18 protein-coding genes are annotated in these 16,849 nt (G+C 68.3%); 15 read left to right on the plus strand and 3 right to left on the minus strand.

Translation table 11 applies throughout. The features are described 5' to 3' along the window. Nucleotides 1-4 precede the first annotated feature (4 nt). The 4 genes from PGN37_RS00715 (at nucleotide 5) to rho (ending at nucleotide 5,694) form a co-directional block, all read left to right on the plus strand. Entirely contained in the window at nucleotides 5-1,321 is a 1,317-nt protein-coding gene (locus PGN37_RS00715; RefSeq protein WP_335329101.1) for a homoserine dehydrogenase, read from the plus strand. Beyond that, entirely contained in the window at nucleotides 1,318-2,397 is a 1,080-nt protein-coding gene (gene thrC / locus PGN37_RS00720) for a threonine synthase (protein ID WP_335329102.1), read from the plus strand. Before PGN37_RS00715 ends, thrC begins: the two co-directional genes overlap by 4 nt. A 12-nt stretch (nucleotides 2,398-2,409) precedes the next feature. After that, complete coding sequence (gene thrB / locus PGN37_RS00725; RefSeq protein WP_335329217.1) at nucleotides 2,410-3,366, plus strand: homoserine kinase; 957 nt, start codon at nucleotides 2,410-2,412, stop codon at nucleotides 3,364-3,366. Nucleotides 3,367-3,675: 309 nt separating this feature from the next. Then, entirely contained in the window at nucleotides 3,676-5,694 is a 2,019-nt protein-coding gene (gene rho / locus PGN37_RS00730; RefSeq protein WP_335329103.1) for a transcription termination factor Rho, read from the plus strand. A 4-nt stretch (nucleotides 5,695-5,698) separates the two neighbouring features. Here rho and PGN37_RS00735 read toward each other — a convergent pair whose 3' ends face one another. After that, the gene (locus tag PGN37_RS00735; RefSeq protein WP_335329104.1) at nucleotides 5,699-6,664 is read right to left on the minus strand and encodes a quinone oxidoreductase family protein; all 966 of its coding nucleotides are present in this window, start codon (nucleotides 6,662-6,664) and stop codon (nucleotides 5,699-5,701) included. Nucleotides 6,665-6,743: 79 nt separating this feature from the next. On the opposite strand from PGN37_RS00735, the gene PGN37_RS00740 reads away from it, so the two are divergent. After that, nucleotides 6,744-7,250: a MarR family transcriptional regulator gene (locus PGN37_RS00740; protein ID WP_335329105.1), complete on the plus strand. Its 507-nt coding sequence runs from the start codon at nucleotides 6,744-6,746 to the stop codon at nucleotides 7,248-7,250. Here PGN37_RS00740 and PGN37_RS00745 read toward each other — a convergent pair. After that, entirely contained in the window at nucleotides 7,231-7,665 is a 435-nt protein-coding gene (locus PGN37_RS00745) for a MarR family winged helix-turn-helix transcriptional regulator (protein WP_335329106.1), read from the minus strand. The two genes, PGN37_RS00740 and PGN37_RS00745, sit on opposite strands and share 20 nt — an antisense overlap. Nucleotides 7,666-7,732: 67 nt before the next feature. Between PGN37_RS00745 and PGN37_RS00750 the strand changes: the two genes are divergently transcribed. Next, entirely contained in the window at nucleotides 7,733-8,323 is a 591-nt protein-coding gene (locus tag PGN37_RS00750; protein ID WP_335329107.1) for a maleylpyruvate isomerase family mycothiol-dependent enzyme, read from the plus strand. Nucleotide 8,324: 1 nt separating this feature from the next. Here PGN37_RS00750 and PGN37_RS00755 read toward each other — a convergent pair whose 3' ends face one another. Next, entirely contained in the window at nucleotides 8,325-8,945 is a 621-nt protein-coding gene (locus PGN37_RS00755) for a TetR/AcrR family transcriptional regulator (RefSeq protein WP_335329108.1), read from the minus strand. A gap of 129 nt (nucleotides 8,946-9,074) precedes the next feature. Between PGN37_RS00755 and fadD1 the strand changes: the two genes are divergently transcribed. The 9 genes from fadD1 to PGN37_RS00800 all read left to right on the plus strand — a co-directional run bounded on the left by fadD1 (nucleotide 9,075) and on the right by PGN37_RS00800 (nucleotide 16,841). Then, the gene (gene fadD1, locus PGN37_RS00760; RefSeq protein ID WP_335329109.1) at nucleotides 9,075-10,655 is read left to right on the plus strand and encodes a fatty-acid--CoA ligase FadD1; all 1,581 of its coding nucleotides are present in this window, start codon (nucleotides 9,075-9,077) and stop codon (nucleotides 10,653-10,655) included. 161 nt (nucleotides 10,656-10,816) lie between these two features. Beyond that, nucleotides 10,817-11,053 (plus strand): 50S ribosomal protein L31, encoded by a 237-nt coding sequence (gene rpmE / locus PGN37_RS00765; protein WP_335329110.1) that lies wholly within the window; start codon nucleotides 10,817-10,819, stop codon nucleotides 11,051-11,053. An 88-nt stretch (nucleotides 11,054-11,141) separates the two neighbouring features. Continuing rightward, a complete protein-coding gene (gene prfA / locus PGN37_RS00770) occupies nucleotides 11,142-12,218 on the plus strand; it encodes a peptide chain release factor 1 (protein ID WP_335329111.1) in 1,077 nt (358 codons plus the stop codon). Nucleotides 12,219-12,241: 23 nt separating this feature from the next. Continuing rightward, entirely contained in the window at nucleotides 12,242-13,069 is an 828-nt protein-coding gene (gene prmC / locus PGN37_RS00775; RefSeq protein WP_335329218.1) for a peptide chain release factor N(5)-glutamine methyltransferase, read from the plus strand. Nucleotides 13,070-13,082: 13 nt separating this feature from the next. Then, nucleotides 13,083-13,745, plus strand: coding sequence for an L-threonylcarbamoyladenylate synthase (locus PGN37_RS00780; RefSeq protein WP_335329112.1), 663 nt, complete (start codon nucleotides 13,083-13,085; stop codon nucleotides 13,743-13,745). A 15-nt stretch (nucleotides 13,746-13,760) separates the two neighbouring features. Continuing rightward, nucleotides 13,761-14,966 (plus strand): glycosyltransferase family 4 protein, encoded by a 1,206-nt coding sequence (locus tag PGN37_RS00785; protein WP_335329113.1) that lies wholly within the window; start codon nucleotides 13,761-13,763, stop codon nucleotides 14,964-14,966. A 262-nt stretch (nucleotides 14,967-15,228) separates the two neighbouring features. Beyond that, nucleotides 15,229-15,690, plus strand: coding sequence for an ATP synthase subunit I (locus tag PGN37_RS00790; protein WP_335329114.1), 462 nt, complete (start codon nucleotides 15,229-15,231; stop codon nucleotides 15,688-15,690). A gap of 19 nt (nucleotides 15,691-15,709) precedes the next feature. Next, nucleotides 15,710-16,522: a F0F1 ATP synthase subunit A gene (gene atpB, locus PGN37_RS00795; RefSeq protein WP_335329115.1), complete on the plus strand. Its 813-nt coding sequence runs from the start codon at nucleotides 15,710-15,712 to the stop codon at nucleotides 16,520-16,522. A 70-nt stretch (nucleotides 16,523-16,592) separates the two neighbouring features. Next, a complete protein-coding gene (locus PGN37_RS00800; protein WP_046361386.1) occupies nucleotides 16,593-16,841 on the plus strand; it encodes a F0F1 ATP synthase subunit C in 249 nt (82 codons plus the stop codon). The last annotated feature ends 8 nt before the right edge of the window (nucleotides 16,842-16,849 follow it).

Raw genomic sequence — 16,849 nt, forward strand, 5'->3', positions numbered from 1 at the left:
CGCGGTGAGTGACGCGATCGGGGTGGCCGTCCTGGGCCACGGAAACGTCGGTAGCGAGGTGGTGCGCATCATCGAGCGCAGCGCAGCCGACCTGACCGCGCGCATCGGCGCGCCGTTGGAGGTCCGCGGGATCGGCGTGCGCCGTGTCGCCGACGATCGCGGGGTCCCGGTGGACCTGCTCACCGACGACATCGACGGCCTCGTCTCCCGCGACGACATCGACATCGTCGTCGAACTGATGGGTCCGGTGGAACCGGCACGCAAGGCCATCCTCTCGGCCCTCGAACAGGGCAAGTCCGTCGTCACCGCCAACAAGGCCCTGATGGCCGTCGCCGCAGGCGAGCTCGCCCAAGCCGCCGAGAACGCCCACGTGGACCTGTATTTCGAGGCCGCCGTGGCCGGCGCGATCCCGGTCATCCGTCCGCTGACCCAGTCGCTGGCAGGCGACACGGTGCTGCGGGTGGCCGGCATCGTCAACGGCACCACCAACTACATCCTGTCCGCGATGGACAGCACGGGCGCCGATTATGACAGCGCCCTGGCCGACGCCAGCGCGCTCGGCTACGCCGAAGCCGACCCCACCGCCGACGTCGAGGGATTCGACGCCGCCGCCAAGGCGGCCATCCTCGCCTCCATCGCCTTCCACACCCGGGTCACCGCCGACGACGTGTACCGCGAGGGCATCACGAAGGTCAGCGCCGCCGACTTCGCGTCGGCGCGTGCGCTCGGCTGCACGATCAAGCTGTTGGCGATCTGCGAACGACTCACCGATGACGATGGGCAGCAGCGGGTTTCGGCCCGCGTCTATCCGGCTCTCGTGCCGCTGACTCACCCGCTGGCATCGGTCAGCGGGGCCTTCAACGCCGTGGTCGTGGAAGCCGAGGCGGCCGGCCGGTTGATGTTCTACGGGCAGGGCGCCGGCGGTGCTCCGACCGCGTCGGCCGTGCTGGGCGACGTCGTGATGGCAGCCCGCAACCGCGTGCAGGGCGGTCGCGGCCCGAGAGAGTCGAAGTACGCGAAGCTGCCCGTGGCGCCGATCGGCCTGATCCCGACCCGCTACTACGTCAACATGAACGTCACCGACCGCCCTGGCGTGTTGTCGGCCGTCGCCGCTGAGTTCTCCAGGCGCGAGGTCAGCATCGCCGAGGTGCGTCAGGAAGGCATGGTCGACGAGGGCGGAACGCGTTGTGGCGCCCGCATCGTCGTGGTCACCCACCGGGCGACCGACGCCGCACTATCGGAAACCGTTGCCGCACTTGCTGATCTGGAAGTCGTATCCAGCATCAACAGCGTGCTGCGGATGGAAGGGACTGCAGAGTGAACACCACCCGCGCCGTGCACCAGCCCTGGCCCGGCCTCATCGAGGCCTACCGCGAGCGGCTGCCCGTCGATGATTCATGGACGCCGATCACGTTGCGGGAGGGCGGAACTCCGCTGCTGCCCGCCCCGCGGCTGTCCGACTACACCGGCTGCACCGTCCATCTGAAGGTGGAGGGCCTCAACCCCACGGGTTCGTTCAAGGACCGCGGGATGACGATGGCCGTGACCGAAGCGGTTGCACGCGGTCAGCAGGCAGTGCTGTGCGCCTCGACCGGCAACACGTCGGCCTCGGCCGCCGCCTACGCCGCGCGAGCCGGTATCACCTGCGCGGTGCTCGTGCCGCAGGGCAAGATCGCGCTGGGCAAGCTCGCGCAAGCAGTCATGCACGGCGCCAAGATCATTCAGATCGACGGCAACTTCGACGACTGCCTCGAACTGGCCCGCAAGCTGACGTCCGACTTCCCGACGGTGTCGCTGGTCAACTCGGTCAATCCGTTCCGCATCGAAGGCCAGAAGACCGCCGCGTTCGAGATCGTCGACGCGCTCGGCGACGCGCCCGACGTGCACGCGCTCCCGGTCGGCAACGCTGGAAACATCACCGCGTACTGGAAGGGCTACACGGAGTACCACCGCGACGGCCTCGCTACGCGCCTGCCCCGCATGCTCGGCACGCAGGCTGCCGGCGCGGCGCCGCTGGTGTCCGGTGAACCCGTCAGCGATCCCGAGACCATCGCGACCGCAATCCGAATCGGCTCGCCTGCGTCGTGGACGCAGGCGGTCGAGGCTCAGCAGCAGTCCGATGGCAAGTTCCTCGCGGCCACCGACGAGGAGATCCTCGCGGCCTACCACCTGGTGGCACGCACCGAGGGCGTGTTCGTCGAGCCGGCGTCGGCGGCCAGCATCGCCGGTCTGCTGAAATCCATCGAGGACGGCTGGGTCACCAAGGGTTCCACCGTGGTGTGCACCGTCACCGGGAACGGACTCAAGGATCCGGACACCGCGCTCAAGGGCATGCCCGCCGTGATCCCGGTTCCCGTCGACCCGGTGGCCGTCGTGGCCAAGCTCGGCCTGGTCTGAGCCGACGTGTCCGTGATCCGCACCCTGCCTCCGGGTTTGACCGCGACCGCGAAAGTGGCCGCGTCGAGCGCCAACCTCGGCCCCGGCTTCGACAGCATGGGCGTCGCTCTCGGGATCTATGACGAGATCACGGTCGAGACAACGGATTCCGGTCTCGTCGTCGACGTTCAGGGTGAAGGGGAGGGGCAGGTCCCTCTCGACGCGACGCATCTCGTGGTGCGGGCGATTCAGCGGGGTTTGCAGGAAACGAATGTGTCGGCGCCGGGCTTGATCGTGCGCTGCCGCAACAGCATTCCCCACTCTCGTGGCCTGGGTTCGTCGGCAGCTGCGGCGGTCGGCGGCCTGGCCGTCGCGAATGGCATTGCCGCGCAAGCAGGTTCGAGCCCGATGTGCACCGAAGCGCTCGTCCAGGTGTCGTCGGAGTTCGAGGGGCACCCCGACAACGCGTCGGCCGCCGTGCTGGGTGGCGCGGTGGTGTCGTGGACCGAGGCGGCCGGGACTGCTCCGCGCTACGCCGCGGCTCCGATCCGGCTGCATCCGGACATCGTGCTGTTCAGCGCGATCCCCGCGGTGCGATCGTCGACCGCCGAGACCCGGATCCTGCTCCCGGAGCACGTCAGCCACACCGACGCCCGTTTCAACGTCAGCCGGGCGGCGCTGCTGGTGGTGGCGCTGACCGAGCGGCCTGACCTGCTGATGGCGGCGACCGAGGACGTGCTGCACCAGCCGCAACGCGCGCCGGCGCTGCCTGCGTCGGCGGAATACCTCGAGGTGCTGCGTCGTTGTGGCGTATCAGCAGTGCTGTCGGGCGCCGGGCCCGCAGTGCTCGCCTTCGGTCTTCATGCCGAGCACAACGCCGAACTGCCTCGTGAGGCGGTGGAGCGGGGTCGAGAACTCGGGTTCACTGTGGTGAAGACGCCGGTCGGGCAGGGTGTCACGTGGTCCGCGGATGTGGCCGCCCGCCCCTGATCGCGGCAAACGCGCCAGTCACACACGCACCAGATGAATCACCGTGTTTCTTGCTTCCGGCCCAGAAGCGGGTTATTCTCGCTCTCGTCCAGCAATCGCAGGCGTCTCTTCCTGCGTCGACTGCAGAGACCTCAGGACAACCCACACTTTTCAGGTGCTCAACTCGTGGACCGACGGTTGTGTCTCATCCCGGCGGACCCCGTGGATCACCGTTGCTGTGGCAGCGGTGTGACCTCAGCGTTCAGCAGTTTGGACTGAGCGCACAAACCCCTCGCGTGACCACGATCAGCGGGGGAAGAAAGGAAATCCGTGACCGATACGGACCTCATCACGGCTGACTCCAGTGCCGACAACGGCGCGTTGCCGCTGGCCGTGACCACCGACGCTCCTGCCGCGCCCGCGCGCCGCGGCGCTCTCACCAGCATGGTGCTGCCCGAGTTGCGCACGCTGGCCAAGGAGATCGGCGTCGAGGGCGCTTCCGGGATGCGCAAGGGCGAACTGATCGCGGCCATTCGCGAGCGCCGCGCAGACACCAACGGCAAATCTGCCGAGGCTGCGCCCGCCGCCGAGAACTCCGCGCCTGCCGATGCCGCACCGCCGCAGCGCCGGGAGCGCCGTTCCGCCTCCCGCGGGCAGGGCGAACCCAAGGCCGGCGAACCCAAGACTTCTGAGCCGCCCACCAGCGAGGACGCTCCGCGCGCCGAGGCTGCGCCGACGGCCACCGAGGCCCCGGAGCGCAAACCTGAGCAGGAGCGCCGGCCGGACTCCCAGGATGGCGCGGCGGAGAAGTCCGACCGTGACGGCCGCAATCAGAACGACGGTGCCCGTCAGAACGAGGGCGGCAACCGTCAGAACGACAACCGCAATCAGAACGACGGCGGGAACCGTCAGAACGACAACCGCAATCAGAACGACAACCGCAATCAGAACGACGGCGGAAATCGTCAGAACGATAACCGCAATCAGAACCAGCAGAACGACCGTAACCAGGGCAATCGCAACCAGGACAACCGCAACCAGGACAACCGCAACCAGGGCAACGACGACGACGATGACGGCGACGGCCGGCAGGGCCGTCGCGGCCGCCGGTTCCGTGACCGTCGCCGCCGCGAACGTGGTGGTGAAGGTGGTGGCGGCGGCAACGTGGACCGCGACACCGAGCTCCGCGAAGACGACGTCGTCCAGCCGGTCGCCGGCATCCTCGACGTCCTCGACAACTATGCGTTCGTCCGCACCTCGGGTTACCTCGCAGGTCCCAACGACGTCTACGTGTCGATGAACATGGTGCGCAAGAACGGCCTGCGCCGCGGCGACGCGGTCACCGGCGCGGTGCGCGTGCCCAAGGAGGGTGACGGCGGTGGGCAGAACGCTCGCCAAAAGTTCAACCCCCTGGTGCGGCTGGACTCCGTCAACGGCAAGCCCGTCGAGGAGGCCAGGAAGCGGCCCGAGTTCACCAAGCTCACGCCGCTCTACCCGAACCAGCGTCTGCGCTTGGAGACCAGCGGCGACAAGCTGACCACCCGCGTCATCGACTTGATCATGCCGATCGGCAAGGGCCAGCGTGCGTTGATCGTGTCCCCGCCCAAGGCCGGTAAGACCACGATCATGCAGGACATCGCCAACGCGATCACTCGCAACAATCCCGAGTGCCACCTGATGGTCGTGCTCGTCGACGAACGGCCCGAAGAGGTCACCGACATGCAGCGCTCGGTCAAGGGTGAGGTCATCGCCTCGACCTTCGACCGGCCGCCGTCAGACCACACGCAGGCCGCCGAGCTCGCCATCGAGCGCGCCAAGCGCCTGGTGGAGCAGGGCAAGGACGTCGTGGTCCTGCTGGACTCGATCACCCGCCTGGGCCGCGCCTACAACAACGCCTCACCCGCGTCGGGCCGCATCCTCTCCGGCGGTGTCGACTCGACCGCGCTGTACCCACCGAAGCGCTTCCTCGGCGCAGCGCGCAACATCGAAGAGGGCGGCTCGCTGACGATCATCGCGACCGCGATGGTCGAGACCGGGTCCACCGGCGACACGGTCATCTTCGAGGAGTTCAAGGGCACCGGTAACGCCGAGCTCAAGCTCGACCGCAAGATCGCCGAGCGCCGGGTGTTCCCGGCCGTGGACGTCAACCCGTCCGGCACCCGTAAGGACGAGCTGCTGCTCTCTCCCGATGAGTTCGCGATCGTGCACAAGTTGCGTCGCGTGCTCTCCGGGTTGGACCCGCATCAGGCCATCGATCTGCTGATGAGCCAGCTGCGCAAGACCAAGAACAACTACGAGTTCCTGCTCCAGGTCTCGAAGAACACGCCCGGCGGCAACGGCGACGACTGATCCGTCAGGGGATCAGCACCACGCGTGCACCTGACGGAGCCGGCGTCGTCCAGACCGTTTCGACGTCGGCCAGCGGTCGTCGCTCGACGTCGATGTCGATGTCACCCGCGGCGGCCATGGCGAACAACTCCGGAAGGAGTTCGCTGCTCGCGCGAGCCTGCGCGGCAGCGGGCACGCTGCCGAAGCCGACCCCGGTCAGGGTCACACCGGCGCTGCGCAGGACCGCCGACGGCAGGCTGATCGGGTCCCCTGCCATCGCGCCGATCTGCACGTAGCGCGTGTGGTGATAGGTGGCGGTCAGCCCCGCGTTGCTCAGCGCAGCCAGGGTGTCCTCGGCCACCGGACCCCACAGGTAGTCGAGCACCGCGTCGAACGGCTGCTCGGCGTGACGCGATGCCACCTGCGCGGTCACATCATCGCCGAGAACCAGGGCGTCGTCGGCACCTGAGCGTGTCAGCTCGGCCAGCCGTTCCTCGTTGCGGCCGGCGACCACGACTCGTCCCGCTCCGAAGCGATGTTTGGCCAATTGCGCGGCGACCCGGCCGGTCACTCCCGTCGCACCCAGGATGAGCACGGACTGCCCGGGCTGTACCTGCGCGGCGTATTCGAGCGCGAACCAGGCCGACAGGCCCGGGTTGGGGATCGCGGCGGCGAGCGCTGCGTCGATTTCGAGAGGCAGCTCCACCATCCGGGACGGGTCGACGGCGGCGCGCTCGGCCATCATTCCGTGCGGTCCGGTCGACTGGCTGTAGACCCGGCGGCCATCGGGTAGAGCCACCACGCCGTCGACGCCCGGCACGAACGGCGGTGTGAGCCCGCTGCTGCCGTAGTGGCGGCCGCTGACCAGGCTCCTGTCCAGATTCTTCACCGACGCGGCGAGCACCGTCCCCGTCACGGCGTCCTCGGGCGGATCGGCGATGTCCGCGTATCGAGGGGCTTGCCCGAACGCGGTGACGACGGCAGCTTGCACGGTTGACTCCTTGGTTTCCAGAAATAATGTTTCTTCAGAAACCATATCCCGGAGCCAGATCGATGTCACTATGGTTTCCGTGGCAACCAAGGCGGACGCCGTAGCTCGAATCGAAGATCTGCTGGTCGCGCTCGCAGAATTGGATGACGGGCGGGACGCCGAGCGCGACTACCTCGTCGCGTCGTGTCCGGAACGGCTCGAACGCGTCATCCGGCAGATGCCCACGATGGCGATCCATGTGATGGCGGCGATCGGAGAGGGCGCGACCAACATCGTCGGGCTCTCCGCCCGCACCGGGCAGCTCAAAGGCACCGTCTCCAAGCACGTGCAGCGGCTGGTCGAGGCGGGTCTGGTGGACCGCAGTGCCGTGCCCGGCAATCGCAAGGAAGTGCGCCTGACGCTGACCGAGGACGGCGTTCTGCTCGACCGTGTGCACCGGCGCATGCATGCCGAGAAATCGGAGGCGCTGCGAGACTTCCTGGTCCGCTACTCGAGCGCGGAGCTGCAGACGCTGGCCACCGTGCTGGGCGACCTGCTGGCCTCGGGCCTGACATTGTGGCGGCCGGTCAGCAGGATGGGTCGGTGATCTCGCGCAGCGAGATCAGTGCCGCGCGCAGTGCGTCGAAGGACCGCCCCCCGAGGTGCTCGCGCCACTCGCGCTCGATTCCCGCGACTTCGTCGGCGGCCACACGGCAGAGCGCGACGCCCTTGTCGCTGAGGGTGACCAGGCGCGCCCGCGCGTCGGTCGGGTCCGGTCGGCGGACGACGTAGCCCGCGCGCTCGAGTTGGTCGATCAGCGCGCCGGCGGTCTGCTTGGTGACACGTGCCTGTTCGGCGAGGTCGGTCAAGCGTGTGCCGGCCGGGCTCAGGCGCTGGAGGAGTCGTGACTGGGCCACCGTCACATCCGTCACCCCCGCCGCGGCCAGGGCCGCCATCACGCGCGTCTCGACGTCGCGATGCGCGATGAACATCAGTACCGCCGTACCCGGATCGTCGGTCACAGTCGTTGACTTTAGTACGAAGATCTGACTATTGTCGTCAGGATACCTGACTAAACCGGGAGGTTTCATGGACGACGACACCACGCGGCAGCACATCGCCACCCAGCGCCGCGAACTCGCCGACCTGATCGAGGCGCTCGCTGCCGACGAGCCCGAGTGCTGGTCGACACCGTCGCTGTGTGCCGGGTGGTCGGTCCGCGACGTTGCCGCGCATCTCACCCACGCGACCCTGCCTGCGCCGCGCATTCTTTTCGAGGCCGCGCGCAGCGGCTTCCGGTTCAACGCGGTGGTCGACCGCATGGCCCGCGCCGACCAGCGGCCGCCAGTGCGCATCGCCGAGGCGCTGCGTACCGACGCCGAGTCGCGGCGGCATCCGCCGGGCACGTCGGTGATGGAGCCGCTGATCGACCTGCTCGTGCACGGTCAGGACCTGTGCGTGCCCCTCGGTATCGATCGTGCGATGCCCGACGACGCCGCCGTCGCGGCCGCGCATCGGGTCTGGCAGATGGGTTTCCCGTTCCAGGCGCGGCGGCGCCTCGCCGGAGGGCGCCTGGTGGCCACCGATGTCGAATTCGACGTGGGGGAGGGGCGCCCGCACCACGCGCCGATCCGCGACCTGCTGATGCAGATGACCGGAAGGGCGGCCGTAGCCGCGTAGATCAGGACGCCGGCTCGGCCCGTAACCCGGCCACGATGTAGCGCCGGGCATGGCGCAGGACCGACGCGTGGTCGTCGAGGTCGCATTGCTCGCCCGGGACCGTCGCGAGGCTGACAATGATCCGCGCGATCCACTCCGCGGCTTCGTCGCAGTCGGTGGCGGGATGGATCTCGCCGGCCTCGACCGCGGCCTGTAGGTAGGGCTTCCAGAAGGCCGCGATCTCCGGAACCAGGCCGCGTACACCCAGGCCGGCGCAGGCGGTGAAGGCTTCCGGCTCCTGCTGGCGCAGTTTCAGGACCAGCGCGCCAGGAGCCTCCGACTCGCGGCGGGCCAGAGCCACGCCGACAGCTATGCGTTCGTCGAGCCCCTCGACCGCGTCGAGTCGGGCCTGCGACTCGGTCCAGAACGCCTCGTTGAGGCGGACGATCGCCGCCCCGAGCAGCTCGGCCTTGTCCGGGAAGTGCCGGTAGAGCCAGCCCCGGCTGACCCCGGCCACCTCGGCGACCTCCGACACGGTGGTCGCACGGATACCTTTCGCCGTCAGGCACTGCTCGGCCGCGTCGATGAGACGATCCCGAACTGACCGTCCGCGCGCCACACGCGTCGCCTGCGGGTCGGTCACACAATCTGCCCCGGTGTCCACGCTCACCGCCCTATCTTCGCAAATGGTCGCCGCACCGTTGGTACGCTGCGCCGGCCGGTCGAGTAGACAGGTGTCCGAAACTGTTCACCATTGCGAAGGGCGGGGCCGATGGCCGAGACCGTGCAGCAGCTGCTCCGGGAACGTCGCGACGACGACGGACTCGCGGTGACCCATGACGGGCAGCGCTGGACCTGGCGCGACCACCTCGCCGACGCGGAGACGCAGGCGGCCGCCCTCATCGGTCTGGCTGATCCGAGTCGGCCCCTGCACGTCGGCGTACTGCTCGGCAACAGCCCCGAGATGCTCACGGCACTGGCCGCTGCCGGTCTGGGCGGCTACGTGTTGTGCGGCATCAACGACACCCGCCGCGGCGAGGCGCTGGCACGCGACATCCGGCGCGCCGACGTGCAGATCCTGCTCACCGACGAGGCACACGCGGGGTTGCTCGACGAGGTGGACCTAACCGGTGTGCGGGTGCTGCGGACCGATGGCGCGGAGTGGAAAGAGCTGACCGCGCAGGCGCCACCGCTGGTGCCGCACCGGGAAGTCGCCGCCACCGACACCTTCATGCTGATCTTCACCTCCGGCACCAGCGGCGATCCCAAGGCCGTCAAGATGATGCACGCGATGGTCGTGCTCGCGGGCGCCGCGCTGGCCGGTCGCTTCGAGATCACCCCCGCCGACGTGTGCTACCTGTCGATGCCGCTGTTCCACAGCAACGGCGTGCTCGCCGGCTGGTCGGTGGCGCTCAACTCCGGAGCGGCCATGGCGCCCGCGCAGTTCAGCGCCACGCGCTTCCTCGACGACGTCCGCAGCCACGGCGTCACGTACATGAACTACGTCGGCAAGCCACTGGCGTATCTGCTGGCCCGCCCCGAGCGGCCCGACGACTGCGACAATCCGCTGCGCATCGCGTTCGGCAACGAAGCCAGCGACCGCGACATCGCCCAGTTCGCCCGCCGCTTCGGATGTCAGGTCTGGGACGGCTTCGGGTCGACCGAGAACGCGGTCACGGTCACCCGGGAAGAGGGCTGCCCGCCCGGATCGATCGGGAAGGGCTTCCCGGGTGTGGCCATCTACGACCCCGAGACGCTCACCGAATGCGCCGTCGCAGAGTTCGACGAGCACGGCGCCCTACGCAACGGCGACGCCGCGATCGGCGAACTGGTCAACACCGAGGGATCGGGGATGTTCGCCGGCTACTACAACGACGAGGACGCCACCGAGGAGCGGATGCGACACGGCATGTTCTGGTCGGGCGACCTCGCCTACCGCGACGCCGACGGCTGGATCTATCTGGCCGGACGCACCGCCGACTGGATGCGCGTCGACGGTGAGAACATGACCGCGGCGCCCATCGAGCGCATCCTCGGTCGCGTGCCCGCGATCAGCCAGGTCGCGGTCTATCCGGTTCCCGACGAGCTGGTCGGCGACCAGGTGATGGCCGCGGTCGTGCTCGCCGACGGCGCGACATTGACGCCCGGGGAGTTCGGCGCGTTCCTCGCCGCCCAATCCGACATGTCCCCGAAAGCGTGGCCGCGCCACGTCTGGGTGGCCGACGAGCTGCCTGCGACGGCGACCAACAAGGTGCTCAAGCGTGAGCTGGTCGCGATGGGCACCGATCCGGCGGGCCGACGGATCTGGCGACGAGACGGGCGCACCTACGCCGCGGTCCCCTCGCCGGAATAGTGGGCCGACCCCGCACGTTTAGGCCATTGGCGGTTGACCTGGCATAATTCGGGCCAGCCTTCCGGCCTCTCCGGCCGGGTGCCTACACCTCGGTTCCGGTTCACGCCGATACCTCCCGACGCGGGAGGGGCGACCCGGGGCCCATGATCGAAGAGGAAACCATGAAAACAGGCGTCCATCCGGACTATGTCGAGACCACCGTGCTGTGTGGTTGCGGTGCCAGCTTCACCACCCGCAGCACGAAGAAGAGCGGCAACATCACCGTCGAGGTCTGCTCGCAGTGCCACCCGTTCTACACCGGTAAGCAGAAGATCCTCGACAGCGGCGGCCGCGTCGCACGCTTCGAGAAGCGCTACGGCAAGCGCACCAAGTCTGCCGAGGCTTCCGGCGACAAATAGCTGACCGAACGGCGCCCGATCTGCTGCACACTGCGCAGGCCGGGCGCCGTTTCATGAGCGGGGTACATCTATTCGGAACGGAGGCGAGATGAGCGACACCGCGACGGCGGTCGACGCCATCCTGGCGGAGCACGCCGAACTCGAGCAGCGCCTCTCCGAACCCGAGTTGCACGCCGATCCGGCCATGGCCCGCAAGGTGGGGCGCCGTTTCTCCCAGATCTCGCCGATCGTGGCCACCCACCGCAAGCTGGAGGCTGCGCGCGGTGACCTGGAGACCGCCCGGGAGCTCGCCGCCGATGACCCGTCGTTCGCCGGGGAGGTCGACGAGCTCACGGAGACGGTCGAGCGGCTCGAGACCACGCTGTCCGACCTGCTGGCGCCGCGCGACCCCCACGACGCCGACGACATCGTGCTCGAGGTCAAGTCCGGCGAGGGCGGCGAGGAGTCCGCGCTGTTCGCCGCGGATCTGGCCCGAATGTACGTCCGATACGCCGAGCGGCACGGCTGGACCGTGACGATGCTCGACGAGACCGCCTCCGACCTGGGCGGCTACAAGGACGCGACGCTCTCGATCCGTAGCAAGGGCGATTCCGCCGACGGTGTGTGGGCGCGAATGAAATTCGAAGGCGGTGTGCACCGCGTGCAACGCGTGCCGGTCACCGAGTCGCAAGGCCGAGTGCACACCTCCGCAGCGGGCGTGCTGGTGTATCCGGAACCCGAAGAGGTGGAGCAGGTCCAGATCGACGAATCCGATCTGCGCATCGACGTCTACCGCTCCTCGGGCAAGGGCGGCCAGGGCGTCAACACCACCGACTCCGCCGTCCGCATCACCCACTTGCCCACCGGCATCGTCGTGACATGCCAGAACGAACGTTCTCAGCTGCAGAACAAGGCGCGGGCGATGCAGGTGCTCGCTGCCCGGCTGCAGTCGCTGGCCGAGGAGCAGGCGCAGGCCGATGCGTCGGCCGACCGAGCCAGCCAGATCCGCACCGTGGACCGCAGCGAGCGCATCCGCACGTACAACTTCCCCGAGAACCGGATCGCCGATCACCGGATCAACTTCAAGGCCCACAACCTCGACCAGGTCCTTGACGGCGAGCTCGACCCCCTGTTCGACGCGCTGGCCGCGGCCGACCGGCAGGCGAAGCTGCAGAGCGCGTCGTGAACGTGGCCGGCGGCCCTGCGACGATGCGTCGGTTGATCGACGACGCCGCGGACCAGTTGGCTGCCGCCGGGGTCGGGTCGCCCAGGGTCGACGCCGAACTGCTCGCCGCACACGTCGCGGGCGCTCAGCGGGGGATGGTCGGTTTCACCGTTCCCGACGCCGACTTCGCGCAGCGGTTCGCCGTGCTGGTCGCCCGCCGGGCTCAGCGCGTCCCGCTGCAGCACCTCACGGGCACGGCCGCTCTCGGCCCGGTGTCGGTGCACGTCGGACCCGGGGTGTTCGTCCCGCGTCCGGAGACCGAGGCGCTCCTGGAATGGGCACTGGCCCAGCGGCTGCCGGCCGAGCCGGTGATCGTCGATCTGTGCACCGGTTCGGGTGCGCTGGCGCTCGCGCTGGCGAGCTGCAGTCCCCGCGCCCGGGTGGTGGCCGTCGACGACTCGCCCGATGCGCTGCGCTACACCCGTCGTAACGCCGAGGGCACCTCGGTGGAGGTGGTGTCCGCCGATGTCACCGCACCCGGTGTACTCGCCGACCTGGACGGGACCGTCGATCTGCTGGTGGCCAACCCGCCGTACATCCCTGTCGGCGCACAGCTGGAACCCGAAGTGGCGCAGTATGATCCGTCGCATGCACTGTTCGGAGGCCCGGACGGGATGGCTGTGATCGACCGCATCGCCGACGTCGCGGCGCGCCTGCTGCGCCCGGGTGGTTCCTGCGCCGTGGAACACGACGACACCACCTCGGCGCGCACCGTCGACGCGTTCATCCGCGCCGGACGATTCACCGACGTGACGGCTCGACACGACCTCACCGGGCGGCCACGCTTCGTGACAGCCGTGCGCGACGAGTGAGAGGCTGGCTCACGTGAGCGAGATGTTCGACTGCGACGACCCCGAACAGCGTGGCATCGGGATCGCGTCCGCCATCAGCGCGCTCAAGGGCGGCCGGCTGGTGGTGATGCCCACCGACACCGTCTACGGAATCGGCGCCGACGCGTTCGACAGCGCGGCCGTGGCAGCGCTGCTCGCGGCCAAGGGCCGGGGCCGCGACATGCCGGTGCCGGTGCTGGTCGGCTCGTGGCACACCATCGACGGTCTCGTGTACTCCGTGCCGCAGAGCGCGAAGGAACTCATCCGGGCGTTCTGGCCCGGAGCGTTGAGCCTGGTGGTGCGTCAGGCGCCGTCGCTGCAGTGGGATCTCGGCGACGCGAACGGCACCGTGATGCTGCGCATGCCCCTGCACCCCGTGGCGATCGAACTGCTCCGCGAGGTCGGCCCCCTGGCGGTGTCGAGCGCGAACATCTCGGGCCGTCCCGCGTCCGTCAGCGCCCAGCAGGCCCGCGACCAACTCGGCGACCTCGTCGAGGTCTACCTCGACGGCGGTCCGGCCGAAGCGCAGGCCGCATCGACGATCGTCGACCTCACCGGCGCACATCCCCGCGTCCTGCGGCAGGGCCCGGTCTCTCTCGACGCCGTGGCGGGGGTGCTCGGTGTCGACGCCGCGTCACTGACCGCGATCACGGACTGACGCGGCGGACTGACGATGTCGACCACGCTGCTGGCGCTGACCGACCGCGGGGCGGGAGTGCCGCTGCGCGAGCTGGCACTGGTCGGCCTGACCGCGGCGATCATCACCTACCTCGCCACCGGGTGGGTGCGGGTGCTCGCCACCCGCTGGGGAGCGGTCGCCTACCCCCGCGAACGCGACGTGCACGTGCAGCCCGTACCGCGCATGGGCGGTCTGGCCATGTACGTCGGAGTGGTCTTCGCCGTCCTGCTCGCCTCCCAGCTGCCGGCGTTGACCCGCGGCTTCGTGTACTCCTCGGGCTTGCCTGCCGTCGTCGTCGCGGGCGGTCTGATCATGGTCGTCGGGCTGATCGACGACCGGTGGGGACTCGACGCGCTGACCAAGTTCGCGGGCCAGATCACCGCGGCGAGCGTGATGGTGACGATGGGCGTGGCGTGGAGCGTGCTCTACATCCCGATCGGCGGGGTCGGCACCATCGTGCTCGACCAGGTCGCCTCGATCCTTCTCACGCTCGCGCTGACCGTCGCGATCGTCAACGCGATGAACTTCGTCGACGGCCTCGACGGGCTGGCCGCCGGACTCGGGTTGATCACCGCGTCGGCGATCTGCATCTTCTCCGTCGGGCTGCTGCACGACCACGGCGGCGACGTGCTGTTCTATCCGCCCGCCGTGATCTCGGTGGTGCTGGCCGGGGCGTGCCTGGGCTTCCTGCCACACAACTTCCACAAGGCCCGGATCTTCATGGGGGATTCCGGCTCGATGCTCATCGGGTTGATGCTCGCGGCCGCCTCCACCACCGCGGCAGGACCCATCTCGCAGACGGCCTACGGCGCGCGCGACGTGTTCGCTCTGCTGTCGCCGTTCCTGCTCGTGGTCGCGGTGATGTTCGTGCCCGCGCTGGACATGCTGCTCGCGATCATCCGCAGGACCCGCGCGGGCCTGAGTCCGTTCAGCCCGGACAAGATGCACCTGCACCATCGCCTGCTCGAGATCGGGCACTCGCACCGACGGGTGGTCCTGCTCATCTACGTGTGGGTCGGCATCGTCGCCCTCGGCGCGGCGAGCACGATCTTCTTCGACCCGCGGTACACCGCCGCGGTCATGGCGGGTGCCATCGTGGTGGCCGGCGTGGTGACGCTGATTCCGTTGCTCAGACGGCGCGACACCGACGGTCAGGATGCCGTGGACACCCCGGCGCACGAGGTATACGACAAAAAGTAGTAGGCCTCCTTTTGTGGCTCTCACCATGTGTTAGGGTTCAGTTAGAACCCGAAAAAACCTCGCGGGTTGCCGGCCTCCGAACCATCGATTCCCAGATTTCTGGGTGTCGATCGGGGCGGACACACGACCGACAGATCGACCGATTCAGGAGCTACCTCTTGGGTGATTCCCGCGCGCCCGTCGCCCTCCGATACGCTACGGACGCTCACAGGATCAACGAGACGACGCTCACACGATATGACCGTGGGATTGAGGTGACACAGTGACGACGCCAGCGCAGGACGCGCCGTTGGTGTTCCCGTCCGTGGCTTTCCGGCCGATCCGGCTGTTCGTGATCTGCGCGGTCGTCTCCGGCCTCATCACGGTCGCCGCGGCACTGGTCGGATATCCCCTTTTCGGTGCCTTCTTCGCGATCGGCATGGCGCTGGGGCTGACCAACGCCCTGCTGGTCCGTCGCGCGGTCGAGTCGATCACCGCCGACGACCATCCGCTGAAGAAGAAGATGGCGCTCAATTCGGCATCGCGGCTGCTCGCGATCACCGCCGTCGGGCTGACCATCGCGTTCGTCTTTCGACCGATGGGCCTCGGCGTGCTGTTCGGTCTGGCACTGTTCCAGGTGGTTCTCGTGATGAGCACCTCCCTGCCCGTTCTCAAGAAGCTGCGCGCCGGTGATGCCGATGCCGCGGCGCCCGCTGCTGACACCTCGACGCCCACCGACGGATAGCTCAAGGACTGATTCGTAGATGACTCAAAGCGTTCTCGCCCTCGAGGTCGGTCACCACATCGAACAGAAGTGGTTCGGCCTGACGGTCAACGTCGACACCGTCTTGTCGACCGCAATTGCCGGCATCATCGTCATCGCGCTCGCGTTCTTCCTGCGCGCCAAGGTGACGTCGACCGGCGTGCCCGGCGGTGTCCAGTTGTTCTTCGAGGCGATCACCATCCAGATGCGCAACCAGGTGGAGAGCGCGATCGGGATGCGGATCGCGCCGTTCGTGCTCCCGCTGGCGGTGGCGCTGTTCTGCTTCATCCTGTTCGCCAACTGGTTGTCGGTGCTGCCGGTGCAGTACACCGACGCCGAGGGCGTCACCACCGAGCTGATCAAGCCGCCTGCCTCGGACATCAACTTCGTGCTCGCGCTGGCTCTGTTCGTCTTCCTCTGCTACCACGCCGCGGGCGTGTGGCGCCGGGGTGTCATCGGCCACCCCATCAAGGTCGCGAAGGGTCACGTCGCGTTCCTCGCGCCGATCAACATCGTGGAAGAGATCGCCAAGCCGATCTCGCTGTCGCTGCGACTCTTCGGCAACATCTTCGCCGGCGGCATCATGGTCGGCCTGATCGCGCTGTTCCCCGCCTGGATTCTGTGGCTGCCGAACGCCATCTGGAAGTCGTTCGACCTCTTCATCGGCCTCATCCAGGCATTCATCTTCGCCCTGTTGACGATCCTGTACTTCGGACAGTCGATGGAGCTCGATCACGGCGACCACGACGCCAAGCACGACGAGAACGACGACTCCGACCACGCCAAGAAAGGCGCGGCGGCCACCGCTCACTGAGACCGCAGTACCCGTAAGACCCAACAGAATCTGGCGACAACCGACAGCCAGTTATCAAGGAGGATAAGCAATGGATCCCACTATCGCTGCAGGTGCGCTCATCGGCGGTGGTCTGATCATGGCCGGCGGCGCGATCGGCGCAGGCATCGGTGACGGCATCGCCGGTAACGCCCTGATCTCGGGCATCGCCCGGCAGCCGGAGGCGCAGGGTCGGCTGTTCACCCCGTTCTTCATCACCGTTGGTCTGGTCGAGGCGGCCTACTTCATCAACCTGGCCTTCATGGCGCTGTTCGTGTTCGCCACCCCGGTCGGCGGCTAACTCGTCGT

This window comes from Mycobacterium kyogaense (assembly GCF_036946525.1).
Lineage (GTDB): Bacteria > Actinomycetota > Actinomycetes > Mycobacteriales > Mycobacteriaceae > Mycobacterium > Mycobacterium kyogaense_A.